Below are 19,983 nucleotides of genomic sequence, written 5' to 3' on the forward strand. Positions count from 1 at the left end.
GAATATTGAATCGATAGAATAAAGTAGAGGTTTATCAATTACGATTAGGCAAAGGTCGAGCATGACGGATTAAAGTAGCTTGGCGCAGGTATAGCCAGCAGAGAAGAAAATATTCAAAAGTTAATTTCTATTGTTAATAATCAATACCTTATTTTCATATTTGTTGTTTATTGCTTTAAAAAAGCCAGTTATACGGCACGCATTAATGAATTACTGGGTGCTAAGTCTTTAGTCTAATGGCTAGGAGCTCACTCAAAGCTAAGCTCTGTTTTATTCTGTATAGCCGCCAGGGCGACTGTCTTGCATTAATAGATCAAGTTTTCTTTGTGCTTTTTTATAGTTATCTAAATCGATTACTTCAATCATTTCGCATTCGTCTCTTACCATTTCGGTGATAAGGCTAGGATAGTGGCGGCAATCTTCAGGGCGGTCTAAATAAATACTGCAGGTATATTTATTTGCGGCGAGGGGATTTATTTTTGGTGCTATTTCAAGAAAAGGGCATTGGCTTAGTTTTACTCCCGATTGTGGGTCGTGCCATATTTGGTTATTTTTAACGAACTCAAAGATTTCGGGGTTAAATATCTCCCATAGATCAATCTCTTCTTGCGTGGCGCTCAGATCGCCACCACCGTATTTAATACAGCATTTACCACATTGATTACATTCTTTCATGGTTCGCTAATTTGTAAGATGGACTAATTCTAGTGTATCACCGATTGTTTTTAGTGCAGCTGTGTTTTTGCAGGGGTAATTTGTCAGATGCTATTTTATTTACAACAAGGTCAATTTTGTTCAATACATGGCTTATTGCAACAACAGATAATAAACGCCACTTTAAATAACCTAAGTATACATTATGACTTTATCAGTGATCATCTCAATGGCACTATTTGCCTTGGCGGCGTCTATATCACCCGGGCCAGTTAACCTTGTTTCGTTAAGTAGTAGTGCGCGATATGGGGCAAAAAGAGGCTTAATATTTGTGACTGGTGCTACCTTTGGTTTCATTGCATTATTTTTGTTTATTGGTTTTAGTTTGCATTATCTCATTGCGCAATTAGCCTGGATCACTGGTGTATTACAGTGGCTCGGTATCGCTTTTTTACTTTATCTCAGTTATCAATTATTTATCGATGATGGCGGCCTCACAGCTGACGCTAAGCAAAATGCCCCTACCTTTATGACAGGTGTGATCATGCAATGGCTTAACCCTAAAGCGTGGTTGGCTTCTTTATCAGGCATTGCAGCATATAGTCCAGGGGCGCAAGGATTTGAACTGGTTACTTTTGCAAGTTTATATTTACCTATTTGTTGGTTATCACTTGGCTGTTGGGTTTGGCTAGGTATACGGCTCGGGCAGCATTTTCAAAGCCCAGCTAAAATGCGAGTGATGAATAAAATTCTTGCACTATTACTGGCTGGCAGCTGCTTTTTATTATTGATTTAGTGGTTTTAATTTACAGTGATAAAGTACGGCGATATTGCTCGGGAGTTGCCGCTACGCGTTGTTTAAAGACCCGCTGAAAATGCGCTTGATCACTAAAACCTGCACTGTGAGCGATACTTGCTATTGGCTGGCCTTGTTTTAGTGCTTGCTGACCTAATTGAATACGACGATTTAACCGATAAGCGTGCGGAGTCATATTAAAATGACGTTTAAAAGCGCGCACTAAATAACTGCTGCTAAAGCCAAAAAGTTTACTGATTGTGTTAATTGATTGGTCTTCAAAACAGTGCTCATTCAGGTAGTTCGCTACTTGATATAGCTTATTTTCAGGTAATAACGTTTGCTCGTGTAATGGCTCAACGCAATCAAGGTACGTAAATAATTGTACGAAGTAACTACTTAGCAACGTGCGCTTTTGTGCTGCGGTAAACGTATTTGTCATTAGGTTTTGGCACAAGATAACAAAGTCCTGATAAAGCTGTGGTAGTAGCACTGTATCCAAGCGACTTCCTTGCCAGTTTTGTTGCTTTGTGACGCCAGACTCGAACAATAACGCTGCTAACCAATTTTTATCTATATGCATCATGTAATAAGCCCACGCTGAGTTTTGCTTTGGATTACAGGCGTGGACTTCATCAGGGTTCATTAATACTAAATTACCATGTGTTACTTGATGTAGACGATCTTCACAAATGAATTCACTTTGCCCCGCTAAAATTGCGCCAATTGACCATTGCTGGTGGGAGTGGGGAGCATAAGTGACTTTGCGGCCATCTAATACTTGGCGCAGCTCGACAAATGGTAACTCGGGGTCGCGCCAAAAAATAGGGTGTGTTGTTGGGAGCATACTATTTTCCACAATTGAAAACCTATTTCCAGTATACCCCTAGTTGTAGTGTATAAATCTACTCTCAGAGTAAATTATTCACCAAAAAATCAGTGAGTAACTGCGTCACTTAGCTGCATGCAATTGTGTGCTGAGCGGGTGTGTTTTTTTAGGTATCACTATTGGTCTGTTTGCACCCGTTAGAGCATAACGTAGATACTTAATTTTGGTATTTCCAGTACGGCGGGTTGCCATAAACTTCACTAAAGTAATCAATACATACTCGAACATTTAACGGTGGTTGTCGTGTATTAGGGTAAATTGCAGTAATGTTTTGTGGTCCTGTTTTTATTGTTGGCGCAAATTCACTTAAGAGTGAAACAAGAGCGCCTGTTTTTAAGCTTTCACCAATTAACCAATCAGGGAATAATACAATTCCCATGTCGTTCAAAGCCCCGATAAACAGCGTTTCAGCATTGTTAGATACTAAAGTCGGTATTACACTTTGCTGCTGCCATGACGAATTAATTTTGAATAACCAACGATTTTGCCCCGATGAACCGCTATAAATTAAGCCCTGATGCTGACTAAGATCAGCCGGCACTTTTGGTGTGCCATATTTTTTCAGATAAGCAGGGGATGCGGCTAAATGATAAGTTTGCAGTCCTAATGTTTTAGCATGTAACGATGAATCTGCAAGAGATCCGATACGAAAAATCACGTCAGCGGCATCAATATGCGGATCGATAAAATCATCGGTTTGAGTCAACTCTACTTGAATTTTCGGATAGCGATTTAAAAACTCACCAAGCCAAGGCGCTATGTGTTTTTGTCCGAAAAAAACCGGCGCATTAATTCTTATTAACCCTTTGGGTTGAGTTGCTCTATCTTGCAGCTCGTTACGTACTTCGTTGAGTTGCTCGGTCATTGAGCGCGCATAATCATGAAAAATTCGGCCCGCTTCGGTTGGCATTATTGCTCTTGTGTTACGGTAAAAAAGTTGCTGACCAAGGGCATCTTCAAGTTGCAAAATTACTCTAGAGACCATAGAAGGCGATACATTTTCATGTCGAGCAACAACAGAAAAGCTTTTACATTTATACACGGCGATAAAAAATTTTAACGCTCTGATATTGATCGAACTGAAATCATTCATTTGTGCAAATCCTGCAAAAGTGTTTCTTATATAATCCCATTTTTCGCGTTAAAGCTCTAGGTTATTATTTATTCCTTATTAATAGGAGATTTGCATGCAGTTTATTTTGATTTTAATTGTCGTTATGGGAGGAATGGGGCTGTCTGTAGAAGCAGGCTTATTGGGCCCTTTAGGTGGTGAGGTTGGAGAATTATGGGCCACATTTAGTGTGTTTGGTGTTGGTGCTGCTCTTACCTTTATGTTGATGCTATTTTTTAGTCCTCGGAATAGCCCATCTTTTTTCAAACAACCATCATGGACATTGTTAGGTGGCGTGTTGGGGCCTGTTTATGTCGTTATATTGACGTTCACAGCACCTGTGATAGGTATTGCTATGACGATGATCAGTATCTTGATGGGACAAATAGCGAAAAGTTTGCTGATAGATCATTATGGTTTATTTGGTAGTCAACATCGCCAGATTGACCGTAAACGGCTTATGGCACTATTTTTTATTGTCATTGCATTAATTCTGATGGCACAAGGTTAGGGGACGCTAATGACTATAATTATGATAATTCTGGCGGTGATTGGTGGTGCAACCTTGAGTATTCAGGCTGCCATTAATGGCCAATTAGGAAGTAAAGTAGGTGTTTTTCGCTGCGCATTTTTAACCTTTTCGGTGGGTGCGTTGATCACCGGGTTACTTATCTTTTATTTTGAACCTAGGCATGCGCTAACCCTGTTGGATGTGCCAAAGTGGCAATTATTAGGGGCAATGTGTGGAGTACCCTATATCGTGATAATGGTGTTTGCTGTGCAGCGAATTGGCACCGCAGTCGCAACGGTTGCGGTAATATTCGGTCAATTATTTATGAGTATGTTAATTGATAATTTTGGTTGGCTTGGTAACGATGTGATTGCTTTTTCGCCAAGTCGTATTGGCGCTGTAATATGTTTGGGTATTGCGCTGTATTTTATTCATGCAAGTGGTAAAGATACAGCAAAAACTGAGAGTTAGCCTTGAAACAATAAAAATTTGGCTGAGGTGATAACTTGTAACAGGGGGGTATCACCTGATTTGAGCTGAGATTTTTCCCCCGCCTTAGGCTTGATACGCTTTAGAATGAATCATTTTAGTCTCGAGTGTATTAGAATAGTACGCTCTCGGCCTTGTATTTTCTTTCGTTTCGCTTTGAGTTGTTGTTCTTAGCCATGCAAGATAGTTAATTTGGCTGTAATTTCTAACAAAAGGTAATGAAAGAATAATGAATACAAAACTGTATAAATCAGTATTGAACTTAGCCGGTGAGCTAATGAATGCTGCACAGCAGCAAGATCAAGTCACGTTCGATTCACTCTATGGGCAGCTAAAAGCACTGTGTATTGAGCATGAAAATACTGAGAAAGATCATCCTGTACAGTGGGAAACGCTCGCTGATTTTACCGATGAGTTTGCCGATGCGTTGTTGATCTATGAAAAAGCATTAGCTAAAGCTAACGCCATCAATGCGAAAGATTATATGTCGTCAATTGGTTATGCGATGGCAACTATGCATGTTGAACTAGGGCAAACCGAAGCTGCTATCGTAAGTTTACAAGCTGCGCAGGTTAGCGCAAATAAAATTCCTGATAAAGCGCTGAAGGCTGAAATAGCTCAGCTACTACAACAATTACAGTAAAATTAGCTCGTTGATTATGTTTAAGAGGTCACAATAAATGGATGTTACGCTAGGCACTAGCCCTGAACTGATTGCGCAAGCGCATGCTATTCGCCACCAGGTATTTGTGATCGAACAAAGTATTCCTAAGCAGTTAGATTTAGACGGTTTCGACGAACGAGCTGTGCATGTGGTGGTAACAGATGGCGGTGCTTTAGTCGCTACTGCGCGGTTAGTGAAACGTAATCGACGGTGTGGCGTTATGGCAAGGATTGCAGTGTTAAAGCAATACCGAGGATCCGGCATTGCTAAATTGGTTATTAATGCCTTGTTATCACATGCTGGTAAAATTGGCCTTGAGATCATTGAAATTCATGCACATGCCTATTTGCAAGGCTATTACGAAAGTTATGGTTTTAAATATATTAAAGATGTTGAAATAGTTGGCGAACACCAACTTATTGAAATGCAATGCAGTTTAAAAAGTGAAGTGAGGTAACGCCGTAATGCGCGACGAATTAAGGACTAAGATCATTCAAGTTTGCGACAAAAAAATAGCGGCGAAGGGAGATAATGTTGGGCTGTCGTTTTATGCTTTTTTTGCCAACAAAAATGATGATCCAGAATTACTTATGGAAGCTGCGACATGGTGGATACAAACCCACCAATTAGATCACTTTGTTAAAGCGCGGATCATTAAAACCATGATTGAAAATAATCTGTAATAGCGTGTAGATGTTTGATTGTATATTAACCACAACAGCGGTTGAGATATTTATTTTAGTGAGGTGTAGTGCTGGTGGTTGATAGTTGGATTGCCCAAGGGTTTGGTTTACTCAGCTTTGTTTTAGCATTGGTGTGCTTTTATCAAAAGGATGATCGTCGTTTAAAAATAATGATGGTGGTGATGAATCTAAATCATGCACTGCACTTTTATTTACTCAATGCTATCACTTCATCATTGTGCTGTTTATTTTCAGCGGGGCGTACAGCCGTATCAATGCGGGTAAAATCGGTGTGGATAGCAGCCATTTTTATTATTTTAACCGTGGTTATCGGTTATCTAACAGCCCAGCAATGGACGGATTACCTTGCGATTGTTGCCGCTTGTTTGGGTTGTTTTGCACTATTTTGCTTAACGGGCATCAAAATGCGTGTTTTGCTGTTTGCAGGATCGTGCCTATGGTTGGCAAATAATATAATTGTTGGATCTATTGGCGGCGTGCTATTGGAAGCGACTGTAATTGTTATTAATATATCGACTATCTATAGACTACATAAACAACGCTTTACCCGTGAGGCGCTGACTGAACACGGTTAATAATGAAGAGCTTAACAAAGCCCTTCACAGTAAATGTTAGTTATTGTCTGGTTAACTCAAACATTTGATTTTCTGCTCCTGAGGTACATGTCCATTGCAGAATATTAGCATCATCGGCAGTTTTGCTGCCTGCGACGTCTAAGCACAACTCACTATTTCGGTTGATGATACGCCACTTACCAGAGCCGGCACTTTGCAAACGAAACTGCTGGTTATAGCTCCCTGTGTATGTCCAGATATTGATATTTTCACCCGCTGTAGTTGAATGCGTATAGACCTCTAACCCTTTAGAAGGAGCATTGACTGGTGAAATACGATGCCACACCCCATCGACTGTTGAAATATTAAATTTTTGGCAATCATTATTAAGCCAAGACCACTGCCTAACATTTGCCCCATCTTCACTTTGACAGTTAGCAATATCTAATGATGCACCACTGTGTTTTGGGGTAATGCGGTAAGTACCATTGACTTGTGTATTGGTTGGGTTGCCATTATTGCCGTCGGTATAACCATTGTAGATTTCAAACTCTGCAATTTGCGGTACGCCATTGGCGGAATGAATCACAAAACTTACTTTGGATAAGTTAGTGTTAGAAAAAGTGATTACATTTGGCACAGCACCACCGTTAGTAAGTGTTACACCTGTATCGTAGTTCACTAAAGACCAAGCTGTAATGCTTCCTTTACTGGCTGGGGTTTCAATTATTTTAATCGCATTTATGGTGGTGTTAAGGCTTTTAATATTGATCGTGCCCGTGGTAGCTGACGGTGACCAGTAAGTTGACATATCGCCGTCGTTCACATTGCCATAACTCGAGCCACTGGCTTTAGAACTGCCATCAACACCGGCACTGATAGCAAGATTTTCCCCTGATGGCGTTGGCTCAGGTATTGGATCTGGATCCGGTGTTGGATCAGTTGGGGTAGTCGAGCCACATTGGCCATTCGATGTTTGCAAGCCTTTGTTCGCGCCAGCCGTTGCTGCAATGATGTTGGGTATACACTGTGCATTATCAAGTTGATAGTTATAAGGAATGTTGATTGTTGTGGTTGAGGTCGGATTAGGGCCTGCTGGGTGAAGCTTGTTTTCTTGTTCAGACCAATCGATATTATCCCAAACATTGCCACTGACTTGCCAGTAACCCATATCATTTGTATAAAAAGTACCGAGTGGATCTTTGGAATTTTTAAAGTAGTTGTTTTCGGCGCGCATTTTACCGCCAATTCGTGGATTCATGCCCGATGACACGAGTCCATAGTAGTAGTTGTTGTAAGCATGCGCTGTCGCGTGTCTTAGTAAAGGCGTGCGAGAATTAATATTTTCATAGTAATTGTGATGAAAAGTAACAGGGCCGTTAGTATTGTCACTATCACTTGAGCCAACGAGACCACCGCGTCCAGAGTTGCGCAAAATACTGTAAGATAATGTCACGTATTTGGTATTACTCTTCATATCGAACAAAGCATCATATCCTGAACTTTCGCCACCACTGGCCTCAAGTGTAACGTGATCGACCCAAATATTTCTGACGTTTGACTCCATGCCAATCGCATCACCGCCGTTGGAGGTGGGGGAGCCTGATTTTTTGACGTTTCTAACGTGAACATTTTGAATAATGATATTTGAAGATGAACGAATATGGATGCCTAATTGGTCAAAAAGAGCACCGCTACCAACACCGATAATAGAAACATTATTAATTTCTTTTAGTTCAATTAGATCTGGCCCAGTATTGCAACTATCTCCAGATACTTTACTGGTGTTGCCATGATTTATGGTGCCTTCAACGTGGATGATAATTGGTGTGTCACTTGATGCTCGGTTACATAAAGCCTGGTGAATTTGGGTTCCAGTTGTTGCATAAACAACATCGCCACCAGCACCACCGGTTGTACCACCATTCGTTGCGGCAAAGCCTGACGCATTAGCAAGTGCACTGTTTCCATATATAGCAGTTGTTATGGCCAAAGCATGCAAAGAATATTTAAATAACGTACGTTTATTCATTGGTTGTTCCTAATTATTGTATGTTCAGATCAAAACAATCAAATAAATTAATTGTTAAAAATGTTAACACAATCAAGTCCTGTCTATGCTTGCACTGCAGTGCTACCGGTGGCATTATTGCGCTAAATATGACTTTCTGCAATGCTAATTACTGATTGATTAGTTTTAATTTCATTATTTAGTTTTGTTTTTATGCGTTTTAAATAAATATATTTAATTAAAATTAATAGGTTAGGCTTTGTTTTAATTATTTTAAAAAAATATAAAAATAATAACGATTTATTTTCTAGTTTTTATTATAGTGTTTTTTTGATACTTGAAATTTATTTAACATTTGTTCCTTTATTGTTTTTTGATATGACTAGATCTTAGCATGCTACGGGGTTGGTTCTAACGCAGTATATATATGTTTTATGGATGAGTTAGTTGTTTATAGGTGTTGTTGTGAAGTACTAGAGCATGTTGACCTTTCAGAATTAAAATTTGTTTAATCTAGGAGTGATTTAATCATGACAAGAGGTTTGTAACCTAGTTGGATCGATAACTGCTACCGCGTTATTCTACTGGCGGAAGTAATCTGAGCTTCGGATAATAAATCCATCTCCAGCGGCTATTTTTCAATGTTAACTGCGTTAAATTTACTTGTAATAGGCATGCTATTGACGCGTAAATTCGCCTTATTTTCCCTGAAAATTTCGGCTGGAGAGTAAAAGTAATATTAGTGCTTTAAATCAATGCGTTAGAAAACACATTAACCAAAATTTAGGTTAAGCAACAAATAGTTAATCGCACTTAGACAGACCACGTTGGGTCGCGATTTTTTTGAATTTATGATTATTTATAAAATACTTACGGTAAAAACTACACTCTAAGAAAGTGTTATACGCTGTGGCATTTTTTATATTTTTTACCGCTACCACACGGGCATTCATCATTGCGGCTAATTTTTATATCTGCAACAGGGAAGATATCACCATCGAGATAACGCCACTGCCCATCTTCTTTTATGAAGCTTGATTTTTCATGTAGTTGGCAAAACAAGTTTTGATAAAAATAGCTAACACAAAATTCAACACAACCAGTGTATTCTTGCTGGTCTGCACTGATCACGGCTAATTTTATAAAGCGGCAACTATTAGCAAAATCAGCAATTTCTTTGATTGGGTTTGCTGCTTGTTTTTCTTGTGCATAAGTTTGGTAAATATACTTAGCATTTTTTAAAGCATAAGCAACAAAGCGAGAGCGCATTAGTTGCTCTGGGCTTGTTGCTTGTATATTGCCTGAGTGCAATTTTTCACAGCAATCGCTATAGCTTTGTTCGCTGCCACATAAGCAAAGACTGTCAGTGAGTGAGGTCATAATTAAAATACGCTTTATTAAAAAACGGCATTTTAACAGCTTATTGTGCTAATGCTATCTCTGTAGCTTGTTGGGTTTTAGTAAAACAGTATAGTTTTGCACTCGCTTGGTCTAACTTTAATGACAGGTTAGCTATTTGATTGTCTTTCACAATGTCTGTCCAGGTGATCACCGCTGCAAAGTTACCGTTATGTAGTGCTGAATTTAGTACATACTCTAAATTAACCAGATGCTTTTGCCTAATCACTAATAGTTTACTGGTATCAATAGAACATGAATCAAGTAAAGCTTTACTTGGTACGTGATCCGGTGCAATCAGTAACGTCCATGCGTTTTTATTATTGTAATGGTGTAACACCTTTAGAAGTTCAAAAGTTGCAGAGATCTCATCTTCTATCTGAATCAAATTTACTGATGCGCTTAAATTATCTTGTTGATAGCTTTTAACTGTTCTGATGGTAATTGGCTGTAACATAAGTTTCACTCACTGGTTGTTTATACAGTACTCATATACAGTAGTTTATACAGTGTTTGTGTGCAAGTGTTTTTTGCTATCTTTTTGAACGATTTTTAAATTTATTTGATACCATCAGCTTTGAAAATGTGCAGAAAATTAAATAATACTATACAAAACAATGTATTAATTATTTAAATTGAGGTGGCAATTGATTTTAACGAAAAGGGTAGATTAGTCCCTTTTCAAGGTGAGTTGGGGATCAGGTGAGCAAACTGCTGTTGGTGTATTTGTTCATACAGTGTTGCAGCATAACACTGGGCATCTTTAAAGCGGCGGGTGGCTAGATGTTTACGTAAATCAGTTAAGGCGGTTGTTGCAGGCTCATAGCCTTGGCTACTGGCTAAACTTAGCCATACTGCGCCATGAAAAACACTAGTAGGTACGCCTTGGCCTTTGATAAAAAATAATCCTAGATAAAATTGGGCTCGCTGATTACCTGACATTGCAGCTAAGCGCATCCATTTAGCAGCGAGAGGAGGTTGATCATTTTTTAAATAATACAGGGCTTTATTAACAGTGTTATCAGGAGTATCAGCTTTAACCGCACTGTGTGGGGCTTTGCTCGGTTGGGTGATAAACGATAATACGTTTTCTAACTGTTGTTCTAAATCTAAGCCAATTGGCGAGGTATCTGTCATAGTGCCACACATATTATTGTTGTCATTTACCTGCTCAGTTTAGTCTAATATCAGGTTAATTGTCCTGTTATTCTTGAAATATATGATAAAATCACGCAATTATTGTCATCTAAAATGAAACTCACTTATGCTCGACGCGTTATTTAAAATTAGCGACCACAACTCGACTGTGCGCCGCGAATGTATTGCCGGCCTCACTACCTTTATTACTATGGTTTATATTGTGTTTGTCAACCCTGCTATGTTGGCTGAAGCTGGTATGGATCAAGGTGCTGCGTTTGTGGCAACTTGTATTGCTGCGGCTATTGGCTGTTTTATCATGGGCTTTTGGGCAAATTATCCGTTAGCTTTGGCTCCTGGTATGGGGCTTAATGCCTTTTTTACTTATGGTGTTGTGTTAGGCATGGGCTATACCTGGCAAGCAGCATTAGGGGCTGTGTTTATGTCGGGCTGTATTTTCTTGTTCCTGAGTTTGTTCAAAGTCAGGGAGTGGATAATTAATGCTATTCCATTGGTGTTAAAGCAAGCCATTGCAACAGGAATTGGAGCGTTCTTAGCGTTAATTGCGCTTAAAAATGCCGGGATCATTGTGGCCAGCCCTGCAACATTAGTGCAACTGGGTGATATAACGGCTGCCGGTCCATTGTTGGCTATTTTTAGCTTTTTTGTTATTGCAGCGCTACTTTATCGTGATTTTAAAAGTGGTGTTTTGATCAGCATTTTATTAGTAACTGTGATCGCGCTAAGTCTGGGTTTGGTAGAGTATCAAGGCGTGATATCTATGCCTCCTTCAATTGCGCCTACTTTTATGCAACTTGATTTTTCAGCGGCGTTTGAGTTGTCAATGCTTAGCGTCATTTTTGCATTGTTGTTCGTTGATTTATTTGATACATCAGGCACCTTAGTTGCGGTAACTCAAAAAGCAGGTCTTGCTGATGAACAAGGTAATATGCCTCGTTTAGGACGAGCATTAAGTGCTGATAGCGCCGCAACCATTGCCGGTTCAGTATTGGGCACTTCGACCACAACCTCATATATAGAGTCAGTTGCAGGAGTATCTGTGGGTGGCAGAACCGGACTTACAGCTGTGGTTGTAGGAATGTGCTTTTTATTGATGATGTTTTTTGCACCCTTGGCGAAAATGGTGCCAGCTTATGCAACTGCGGGAGCTATTTTATATGTGTCGGTGCTAATGCTACAAAACCTCAAGTTTGTAAATTGGGATGATATGACAGATGCCATTCCAGTGAGTGTGGTATTACTGATGACGCCGCTAACATTCTCCATTGCTCATGGCATTGCACTGGGCTTTATTTCTTATACAGTCGTTAAAGTATTGTGTGGTAAACGAGAACAAGTAAGCATCAGTGTGTGGATATTGACTGCGATGTTTGTGATCAAATTTGCGTTTTTATCTTAATGAGTTACTAGGGTCTGTTGACTTTTCAAGGTTAAATTTGCAGCAGTCTGTTTGGTATTTAGGCAAGGCAGAACCTATGTGGTGTGGTCATTCCCCATAAATAGGTGATAACGCAGCATCAATGCCAAACAGGCGCAGCCCGAAGGGTTCTGCCTAGGGGCAATTAACTCTTTGTTACTTTGGATGTAAGTAAGGGGCGTGAGCAGGACGCGGAAGCTTTGCTCGGTTTTCACTTAGCCCACTAGGTTACAAACCTCGCGCCGCGATTAAATTGCCCCTAGTTTGAACAAATATTAATCCGCAAAGGTCAACAGACCCTAAGTTAATACAAAGAAAAAGTGGTTTACCACTTTTTCTTTGGTGCAAAAAGTACGTCTAAATCGTCTTGTTCTTGCTCTGCTTTTTTCTTCAGTGCTGTTGCATTAGATGCTTTAAGCTCTGTGCTTATTGCTTCTAAATAACCTTCGAGCTCTTGGCGTTTAGTGGTTATATAGTCATCGCTATAAGCGACTGCAGATACAGTAGCGTAGGCTTTTTCAAAGTATTGGCGTGCAGAACCGACCATATTCGCAGAGCGTGCGGAGATACCTCGTTTAATCTGGCTTTCAATATTAATTCGTAATTGGAGTTTTTCTAAGCGCTTGTCTTCAGCAATAAAAATTTGGCTGTCTACTTTCCCTTTGCCATGCTCTGAACGAAGTACTGCGCGTACTTTCTTAATACCTTGGATTAGTGCTATTAATTGCTTGTCGTTATCGGGTAACACTAAATTTTCTAAGTTAGTGGTGTCGATTGAGTCTCCTAAACGTTCTTTTGCTTCCTTTAAGCGATTCTTTAACTCTTTCGAATTGGGTGATAGCTGCACCATAGCGACTAAAGCATCATGAATACGCCGTTGTAGAATACGTAAAATATGTTCTGACATAGGGATGTTTGCGCTATTTAATAGAACGTCTTCTGATTCTTCAATGATTTTTTTTTGTTTGGTTAAGTCTTTGCGGCGTTCTGTTTCTTGTTTCTCTTTATGCTGTTGTACCGCACTGACCCAGAGGGCAATGACAATCAGTGCAACAATCAACATAATAATAATAGAAACGATCATGGTTTAGGTCTCAAATTTCACAAACTAATAATTTTAATCTTACATTAAATATATGCTAACAGGATAGTTTTGCGCGGCTTATGTAAAAAAGAATTCACTTTCTCATCATTTATTACTATCTGCGTATGATATTTTTTCATTTTGAGCATCAGCTTAAAAGATGGCTACCTCAAGGCGAGGGATTATGCTAGCCTAAGCAGATAACCTTATAAATACGATTCCAGACAGCCTTTTTCTATTGTTAATCAGAAAAAACTTGGCTTGACGCGATGTAGCATTTATAAATAAGCAGTATAACTACACTAAAAAATGCAGCCATGAAATTACAACAACTCAGATACATCGTCGAAGTCCAAAATCATAAACTTAATGTTTCAGCAACCGCTGAAAGTTTGTTTACCTCACAGCCAGGTATTTCTAAGCAAGTACGTATGTTGGAAGATGAGTTGGGCGTGCAGATTTTTGGGCGAAGTGGAAAACACTTAACCCATGTTACCAGCGCGGGCACTGAAATAATTAATATTTCCCGTGAGATCCTTTCTAAAGTAGAGGGTATTAAAGCGGTTGCAAATGAGCATACACTACCTGATCAAGGTAAGTTGAATATTGCCACCACACATACCCAAGCACGGTATGCACTGCCAAGTGTGATCCAAGGATTTATGAAAAAGTACCCTGCGGTGTCATTGCACATGCACCAAGGTACGCCGCAGCAAATTTCTGATGCTGCTGCTCGTGGCGATGCTGATTTTGCAATTGCCACTGAAGCACTACATTTATATTCTGATTTAGTGATGTTACCTTGCTATCACTGGAATCGCAGTATTGTGGTGGCAAAAGACCATCCACTAGCTAAAAAAGCAGAGTCGCTAACCGTTGCCGATATTGCCCAGTATCCACTTATTACTTATGTATTTGGTTTTACTGGCCGTTCAGAACTTGATAAAGCATTTAATGCGCAGGGACTTGAACCACACATTGTATTTACTGCAACTGACGCCGATGTGATTAAAACCTATGTACGCTTAGGTTTAGGTGTGGGTGTTGTAGCATCAATGGCGATTGATCAAATTGCAGATACCGATTTAGTGTGTATTGATGCCAGCCATTTATTTGAAGCCAGCACCACTAAAATTGGCTTTAGAAAAGGCAGCTTTTTACGTACGTATATGTATGACTTTATAGAGCGTTTTGCACCACATCTGACCAAAGAGCGGGTTGAGCGAGCGAGTTTACTACGTAATCAAGATGACGTAGATAAGCTGTTTGAAGATATAGAATTACCGGTTAAGTGACTTTAATCTGTTGAAAACAAAAAAGCCGCATATTGCGGCTTTTTTAATGACTATAAACCTAACACTCAATTATATTTACAGCTAAGCCACCGCGAGCGGTTTCTTTATATTTAGTTTTCATATCGTTACCAGTATCAAGCATGGTTTTAATAACTTTATCCAATGATACTTTTTGCTCGCCACTGCCACGAATAGCCAAACGCGATGCATTTATTGCTTTAATAGCTCCCATAGCATTACGTTCAATGCACGGCACTTGTACTAATCCACCGACAGGGTCGCAGGTTAACCCTAAGTTATGCTCCATGCCAATTTCCGCGGCATTTTCTACTTGTAATACACTGCCACCGACAATTTCAGTCAGTGCACCAGCAGCCATTGAACATGCGACGCCAACTTCGCCTTGGCAACCAACTTCAGCACCTGAAATTGAGGCATTCTTTTTATATAAGATGCCAATTGCGGCGGCAGTTAATAAATAACGAGTTGCAATATCGCGGTCTATTTCTTTAATGAATGTGTGGTAGTACATTAATACCGCAGGTAAAATACCTGCTGCGCCATTAGTTGGTGCTGTAACTACACGGCCACCTGCAGCGTTTTCTTCATTAACAGCAAGGGCAAATAAATCCACCCAGTCCATTGCGCGAAGGGGGTCATTGCTGACTTCAATATTGAGCTTTAAGTACAGGCTAGGGGCGCGACGTTTTACTTTTAAACCACCAGGTAAAATTCCTTCGGTGCGCATACCGCGTTCAATACAGGCTTTCATTACTTGCCAAATATTGAATAGTTCATCTTTTATTTCATCTTCTGTGCGTAAGGTTTTTTCATTTTTCATCATCAAGCTTGATACGCTATAACCTGACTCCTTACACATTTCTAATAATTCTTTGGCACTGCCAAATGGAAAGGGGGCTGGGTTTTCTTCACGGACAGTGAGCGCAGCTTGTTTTTCGTTTTCAAATTCTTCATCGGTAACAATAAAACCGCCGCCAATTGAATAGTAAACTTTACTATGGAGTTTTTCGTCGCCTTTAAAAGCAATGATCTCCATTGCATTTGAGTGTTTTGGCAAAGTTTTACGACGGTGGAATACAATCGCTCCTTGTTTTGGAAACTTTGCTTGATGCACTTGATTTAAGTGGATCACTTGTTCATTTTCAATTTTAGCGAGAATATCGTCTACTAAATCGGCATCAATGGTTTCCGGATCATAACCCGCAAGTCCGAGGATAACTGCTTTGCCTGAGCCATGGCCGATACCTGTTTGTCCCAATGAGCCATATAGCTCAACTTTAATGCTGGTGACATCGGTTAACAAGTTTTGTTGTTGTAGTTCGTTAACAAATAAACGCGATGCGCGCATTGGGCCGACGGTGTGTGATGATGACGGGCCAATGCCAATACTAAACATATCGAATGCACTGATCATAATAACTTTACTCTACTTTTACTCAGCACGATTGCTGCCTTTGAACGGTCGCACATAATAACGCGTAATTGTACCCTTGTAACCCTTTGCAATAGAGATTTAAACTGGTATGGCAAGCTGTTTTGTAAAGTTTTTTATAATGCTAGCAGTGGCTCCCCAAAGTAGTCCGTAAGGAGTTGAAAAACCTTGTAAAGTAATAGTTTTGCCAAAGCGATGAAAAGGTAAGGGTTGCCAATTGTTTACATCAGCGAGTGCGCTGACGGGCAGCAAAAAACTGGCGGCCACTTCATTTTGGTCTGCATGCCAATGTGTATCTGGGGCTAATACACCAACAAACGGTGTAATCGTAAAGCCGGTAAGAGTAGAGTAATCGCCTAATTGACCGATGACAGTGACATTTGATGGGGCGATATTTAGCTCTTCACTTAGTTCACGCAGTGCAGTATGGCGTAAGTTTGCATCGCTCAACTCATGCTTACCGCCTGGTAAGCAAATTTCCCCAGGATGGTGATTTAAGAACATTGGGCGTTTGCATAGTAATATGTGCGCGCTGTTATCTACATCAATCAGCGGTAACATAACGGCACTGGCTCGTTGAGGACGTTGTTTAAAATGTCTCTTATCAGCTGGCTGTATATACTCATTGGCAGGCGCAGTTAGCTGAAAACGAGCCATAAGCTGTTTGCTATTCACACAGGTTACTTCAATAAAGGTAAGATTTTATTTACTTTATCGTAAGTTTCTTGGTATTCCAAATCCACTTGTGAATCAGCAACAATGCCGCCGCCAGCCCAACAATAAATATGCTGTTTGTGACACACTAAAGTTCGGATGGTAATACTGGTATCCATATTGCCACAAGCGCTTAAATAACCGATTGAACCACAGTAAATACTGCGCCGATGCGGTTCTAATTCTTCAATGATTTCCATCGCACGAATTTTGGGTGCACCGGTGATTGACCCTCCCGGAAAAGCAGCATACAACTGATCAACCGCAGTTTTATCGTCAGCTAACTGCGCTGTCACGGTACTGACTAAGTGGTGTACTGCAGGAAAACTCTCAATCGCAAAGAGTGACGGGACTTGCACGGTACCAGGTTTGGCAACTTTACCTAAGTCGTTGCGCAGTAAATCAACAATCATCACATTCTCAGCGCGATCTTTCGCTGAATTTTGTAATCGAGTTGCTTGTAACGCATCTTCTTTTTTATCAAGACACCGTGGCAGCGTTCCTTTGATTGGCTTGGTTTCAACCTGATTATCATTAATGGCAATAAAGCGCTCAGGGGAAATAGATAAAATAGCGCCATCAGGATGATTAATAAAACTTGAAAATGGTGCTTTGTTAGCTTCGCGCAAAGTACAATAAGCATGCCACGGTGAGCCTTGATACTGCGCTGTAAAACGCTGTGCTAAGTTAATTTGATAACAATCGCCACTTTTTAAATATCCCTGAATTCTTGCAAACTTAGCGCTGTATTGTGCGCGGCTCATATTTGATGACCAGCCTCGGGTGATTTCAAATGGCGAGGTAATTGGAGAGGCGTGAGCTAACTCCTGTAGATACATTGCTGATCTATCAACATCAGGCTGTGCGACATAAAACCAACTGTGCAGCTTTTTATCATAGATAAGTGCATCCAGATAGAGACCAATAGCTAGTTGTGGCATATCGATATCATCGATAGCTTGGCTGGGAAGTTTTTCAATGACTCGGCCAAGGTCGTAACCAAAATACCCGAGCCAGCCGCCACTAAAAGGTAGGTTAGGCTTAGTTTTACTGCTATCTAGAGTATTTAGCTGTGCTTTAATGATGCTAAAACAATCTTGTTCAGTTGCCTTGTCATCAATAAACGTGTGGTTATTTTTAACTTCTAGGCGCATTTTTGGCGCAATAGCAATCAGATCGTAACGACTATTTATATGGTCGCTGTTGGCTGAATCCAGCAGAACGGCATAAGGTAAATGGGCAAAATAGGCGAAAACCTCTAGGCAGTTGAGCGAAATGTCTAATTGAATACAGGTTTTTTGTTGCTTTATCATCTATTTTTTTACCCTGAAGAACTGGCTCGAAACGGGCTAGGAGGGTATCATAAGTTATAATTTTTTGGCAGCGTTTAGTGACGTTGCCTAAGCGCTGTACAAACCACCGTCACTGGTTTGGCCTAGTTTACGTGTTCTCACGTAAAGGTAATTTAAGGAACCCCTATGAGTACAATTCGTCAGCAAGACTTTATTGATAGCATTGAAGATGCATTGCAGTATATTTCGTTTTATCATCCACTTGATTTTGTTCAAGCGCTCGAAAAAGCCTATAACAAAGAACAAAGTAAAGCGGCAAAAGATGCCATTGCGCAGATTTTAATTAACTCGCGGATGTCGGCAGAAGGCAAACGTCCTTTGTGCCAAGACACAGGTATTATTACTTGTTTTGTGAAAGTAGGTATGGATGTTAAGTGGGACAAAACAGATTTAACCGTACAGCAAATGGTTGACGAAGGGACGCGTCGTGCTTATTTGAATCCAGATAATCCATTACGTGCATCTATTGTTGCAGATCCTGCAGGTAGCCGTAAAAACACCAAAGATAATACGCCTTCGGTCGTGCACATTGATTTAGTGGCAGGCGGCAATGTTGAAGTAATGGTGGCAGCAAAAGGCGGCGGCTCTGAAAATAAAAGTAAAATGGTGATGCTTAATCCATCTGATGATGTGGCTGAATGGGTCGAAAAGACCTTGCCGACCATGGGCGCTGGTTGGTGTCCACCAGGCATGCTAGGTATAGGTATTGGCGGAACGGCAGAAAAAGCCGCAGTAATGGCAAAAGAATCACTTATGGATCCAGTTGATATCCATGAGCTTATGGAACGTGGCGCAGAAACCACCGAAGAGAAACTTCGTTTAGAAATATTTGAGCGCGCAAATAAGCTCGGTATTGGCGCACAAGGCCTTGGCGGTTTAACAACAGTAGTTGATGTGAAAATAAAAACCGCACCGACTCATGCGGCCTCAAAACCTGTGGTTATGATCCCTAATTGTGCTGCGACTCGCCATGTACATTTCACATTAGATGGTTCAGGTCCTGCAAACTTAAAAGCGCCAAAACTTGAAGATTGGCCAGAAGTCACATTTGAAGTGGGTGAGGGCACGCGTCGTGTTGACTTAAATACGCTAACTAAAGAAGACACGCATGAATGGAAAATGGGCGAAACAGTATTACTGTCAGGGACTATATTAACTGGTCGTGATGCAGCGCATAAACGTCTGCAAGATATGATCAATTCTGGTGAAGGGTTACCTGCAGGTGTTGATTTTGATAATAAGTTTATTTACTACGTTGGCCCAGTTGACGCGGTACGTGATGAAGCAGTGGGCCCAGCGGGTCCTACAACAGCAACTCGGATGGATAAATTCACTGACATGATGCTAGAAAAAACCGGCATTATTGGCATGATTGGTAAAGCGGAACGTGGCCCTGCAACGGTTGAGTCTATCAAAAACAATAAATCTGTGTATTTGATGGCCGTAGGTGGAGCAGCTTATTTAGTATCTAAAGCTATCAAAAAAGCCCGTGTAGTGGCATTTGAAGATTTAGGTATGGAAGCTATCTATGAATTTGAAGTAGAAGATATGCCAGTCACTGTCGCAGTGGATAGTGAAGGCGCAAATGCGCATACCCAAGGCCCAGCAATTTGGAAAGCTAAAATTGCAGAGTTAGACGCTAAATTAAAATAAGTATTCGCTTTATTATGCGGTATTTGAGTTTTCTCAGATACCGCTTATCAGCTCTGACCAGTTGGATGTAAACCAC

At 40.4% G+C, this 19,983-nt stretch carries 21 protein-coding genes; 10 read left to right on the plus strand and 11 right to left on the minus strand.

The window, feature by feature from the left end:
* Positions 1-270: 270 nt before the first annotated feature.
* Positions 271-675, minus strand: a complete 405-nt coding sequence (locus H5162_RS13095) for a YkgJ family cysteine cluster protein (RefSeq protein WP_145241077.1) — start codon at positions 673-675, stop codon at positions 271-273.
* 184 nt (positions 676-859) lie between these two features.
* Between H5162_RS13095 and H5162_RS13100 the strand changes: the two genes are divergently transcribed.
* A complete protein-coding gene (locus H5162_RS13100) occupies positions 860-1,450 on the plus strand; it encodes a LysE family translocator (RefSeq protein ID WP_182732204.1) in 591 nt (196 codons plus the stop codon).
* 10 nt (positions 1,451-1,460) lie between these two features.
* Here H5162_RS13100 and H5162_RS13105 read toward each other — a convergent pair whose 3' ends face one another.
* Both H5162_RS13105 and H5162_RS13110 read right to left on the minus strand, forming a co-directional pair.
* Positions 1,461-2,297 (minus strand): AraC family transcriptional regulator, encoded by an 837-nt coding sequence (locus H5162_RS13105; protein ID WP_149982853.1) that lies wholly within the window; start codon positions 2,295-2,297, stop codon positions 1,461-1,463.
* 199 nt (positions 2,298-2,496) lie between these two features.
* Complete coding sequence (locus H5162_RS13110) at positions 2,497-3,432, minus strand: LysR family transcriptional regulator (RefSeq protein WP_149982852.1); 936 nt, start codon at positions 3,430-3,432, stop codon at positions 2,497-2,499.
* A 94-nt stretch (positions 3,433-3,526) separates the two neighbouring features.
* On the opposite strand from H5162_RS13110, the gene H5162_RS13115 reads away from it, so the two are divergent.
* From H5162_RS13115 to H5162_RS13140, 6 genes are all read left to right on the plus strand, one after another.
* A complete protein-coding gene (locus tag H5162_RS13115) occupies positions 3,527-3,961 on the plus strand; it encodes a DMT family transporter (RefSeq protein ID WP_145241069.1) in 435 nt (144 codons plus the stop codon).
* A gap of 9 nt (positions 3,962-3,970) precedes the next feature.
* A complete protein-coding gene (locus H5162_RS13120) occupies positions 3,971-4,432 on the plus strand; it encodes a DMT family transporter (RefSeq protein ID WP_145241067.1) in 462 nt (153 codons plus the stop codon).
* A gap of 244 nt (positions 4,433-4,676) precedes the next feature.
* Positions 4,677-5,093, plus strand: coding sequence for a tetratricopeptide repeat protein (locus H5162_RS13125; RefSeq protein WP_182734977.1), 417 nt, complete (start codon positions 4,677-4,679; stop codon positions 5,091-5,093).
* 37 nt (positions 5,094-5,130) lie between these two features.
* On the plus strand, positions 5,131-5,571 hold the full coding sequence (locus H5162_RS13130; RefSeq protein ID WP_182758240.1) for a GNAT family N-acetyltransferase: 441 nt from the start codon (positions 5,131-5,133) through the stop codon (positions 5,569-5,571).
* A gap of 7 nt (positions 5,572-5,578) precedes the next feature.
* Complete coding sequence (locus H5162_RS13135; RefSeq protein ID WP_145241061.1) at positions 5,579-5,797, plus strand: DUF6500 family protein; 219 nt, start codon at positions 5,579-5,581, stop codon at positions 5,795-5,797.
* Between the two features lie 74 nt (positions 5,798-5,871).
* Positions 5,872-6,393, plus strand: a complete 522-nt coding sequence (locus tag H5162_RS13140) for a YgjV family protein (protein WP_182732200.1) — start codon at positions 5,872-5,874, stop codon at positions 6,391-6,393.
* A 40-nt stretch (positions 6,394-6,433) separates the two neighbouring features.
* On the opposite strand, the gene H5162_RS13145 is transcribed toward H5162_RS13140, so the two are convergent.
* The 4 genes from H5162_RS13145 to H5162_RS13160 all read right to left on the minus strand — a co-directional run bounded on the left by H5162_RS13145 (position 6,434) and on the right by H5162_RS13160 (position 10,918).
* On the minus strand, positions 6,434-8,404 hold the full coding sequence (locus tag H5162_RS13145; RefSeq protein ID WP_182778729.1) for an RICIN domain-containing protein: 1,971 nt from the start codon (positions 8,402-8,404) through the stop codon (positions 6,434-6,436).
* An 879-nt stretch (positions 8,405-9,283) separates the two neighbouring features.
* Positions 9,284-9,763, minus strand: coding sequence for a YchJ family protein (locus tag H5162_RS13150; protein ID WP_182734944.1), 480 nt, complete (start codon positions 9,761-9,763; stop codon positions 9,284-9,286).
* Positions 9,764-9,803: 40 nt separating this feature from the next.
* Entirely contained in the window at positions 9,804-10,238 is a 435-nt protein-coding gene (locus H5162_RS13155) for a SulA-like leucine-rich domain-containing protein (protein ID WP_145241055.1), read from the minus strand.
* A 224-nt stretch (positions 10,239-10,462) separates the two neighbouring features.
* On the minus strand, positions 10,463-10,918 hold the full coding sequence (locus tag H5162_RS13160) for a sel1 repeat family protein (protein ID WP_145241053.1): 456 nt from the start codon (positions 10,916-10,918) through the stop codon (positions 10,463-10,465).
* 127 nt (positions 10,919-11,045) lie between these two features.
* Between H5162_RS13160 and H5162_RS13165 the strand changes: the two genes are divergently transcribed.
* On the plus strand, positions 11,046-12,338 hold the full coding sequence (locus H5162_RS13165) for an NCS2 family permease (RefSeq protein ID WP_145241051.1): 1,293 nt from the start codon (positions 11,046-11,048) through the stop codon (positions 12,336-12,338).
* Between the two features lie 343 nt (positions 12,339-12,681).
* On the opposite strand, the gene H5162_RS13170 is transcribed toward H5162_RS13165, so the two are convergent.
* Positions 12,682-13,440 carry a hypothetical protein gene (locus tag H5162_RS13170; protein ID WP_145241049.1) on the minus strand — a complete coding sequence of 253 codons (759 nt, stop codon included), beginning with the start codon at positions 13,438-13,440 and terminating at the stop codon, positions 12,682-12,684.
* A gap of 317 nt (positions 13,441-13,757) precedes the next feature.
* On the opposite strand from H5162_RS13170, the gene cysB reads away from it, so the two are divergent.
* Positions 13,758-14,735, plus strand: a complete 978-nt coding sequence (gene cysB / locus H5162_RS13175) for an HTH-type transcriptional regulator CysB (RefSeq protein WP_145241047.1) — start codon at positions 13,758-13,760, stop codon at positions 14,733-14,735.
* A 58-nt stretch (positions 14,736-14,793) separates the two neighbouring features.
* Here cysB and H5162_RS13180 read toward each other — a convergent pair whose 3' ends face one another.
* The 3 genes from H5162_RS13180 to pabB form a co-directional block, all read right to left on the minus strand.
* On the minus strand, positions 14,794-16,170 hold the full coding sequence (locus H5162_RS13180; RefSeq protein WP_145241045.1) for an L-serine ammonia-lyase: 1,377 nt from the start codon (positions 16,168-16,170) through the stop codon (positions 14,794-14,796).
* A 99-nt stretch (positions 16,171-16,269) separates the two neighbouring features.
* Positions 16,270-16,863 (minus strand): CoA pyrophosphatase, encoded by a 594-nt coding sequence (locus tag H5162_RS13185; protein ID WP_310736242.1) that lies wholly within the window; start codon positions 16,861-16,863, stop codon positions 16,270-16,272.
* Between the two features lie 5 nt (positions 16,864-16,868).
* Positions 16,869-18,215, minus strand: coding sequence for an aminodeoxychorismate synthase component I (pabB, locus tag H5162_RS13190; RefSeq protein ID WP_182778731.1), 1,347 nt, complete (start codon positions 18,213-18,215; stop codon positions 16,869-16,871).
* 165 nt (positions 18,216-18,380) lie between these two features.
* On the opposite strand from pabB, the gene H5162_RS13195 reads away from it, so the two are divergent.
* On the plus strand, positions 18,381-19,907 hold the full coding sequence (locus tag H5162_RS13195) for a fumarate hydratase (RefSeq protein ID WP_145241038.1): 1,527 nt from the start codon (positions 18,381-18,383) through the stop codon (positions 19,905-19,907).
* Positions 19,908-19,983: the final 76 nt, after the last annotated feature.

It is taken from the genome of Pseudoalteromonas sp. SR41-8, assembly GCF_014163915.1.
GTDB classification, from domain to species: Bacteria; Pseudomonadota; Gammaproteobacteria; order Enterobacterales; family Alteromonadaceae; genus Pseudoalteromonas; species Pseudoalteromonas rhizosphaerae.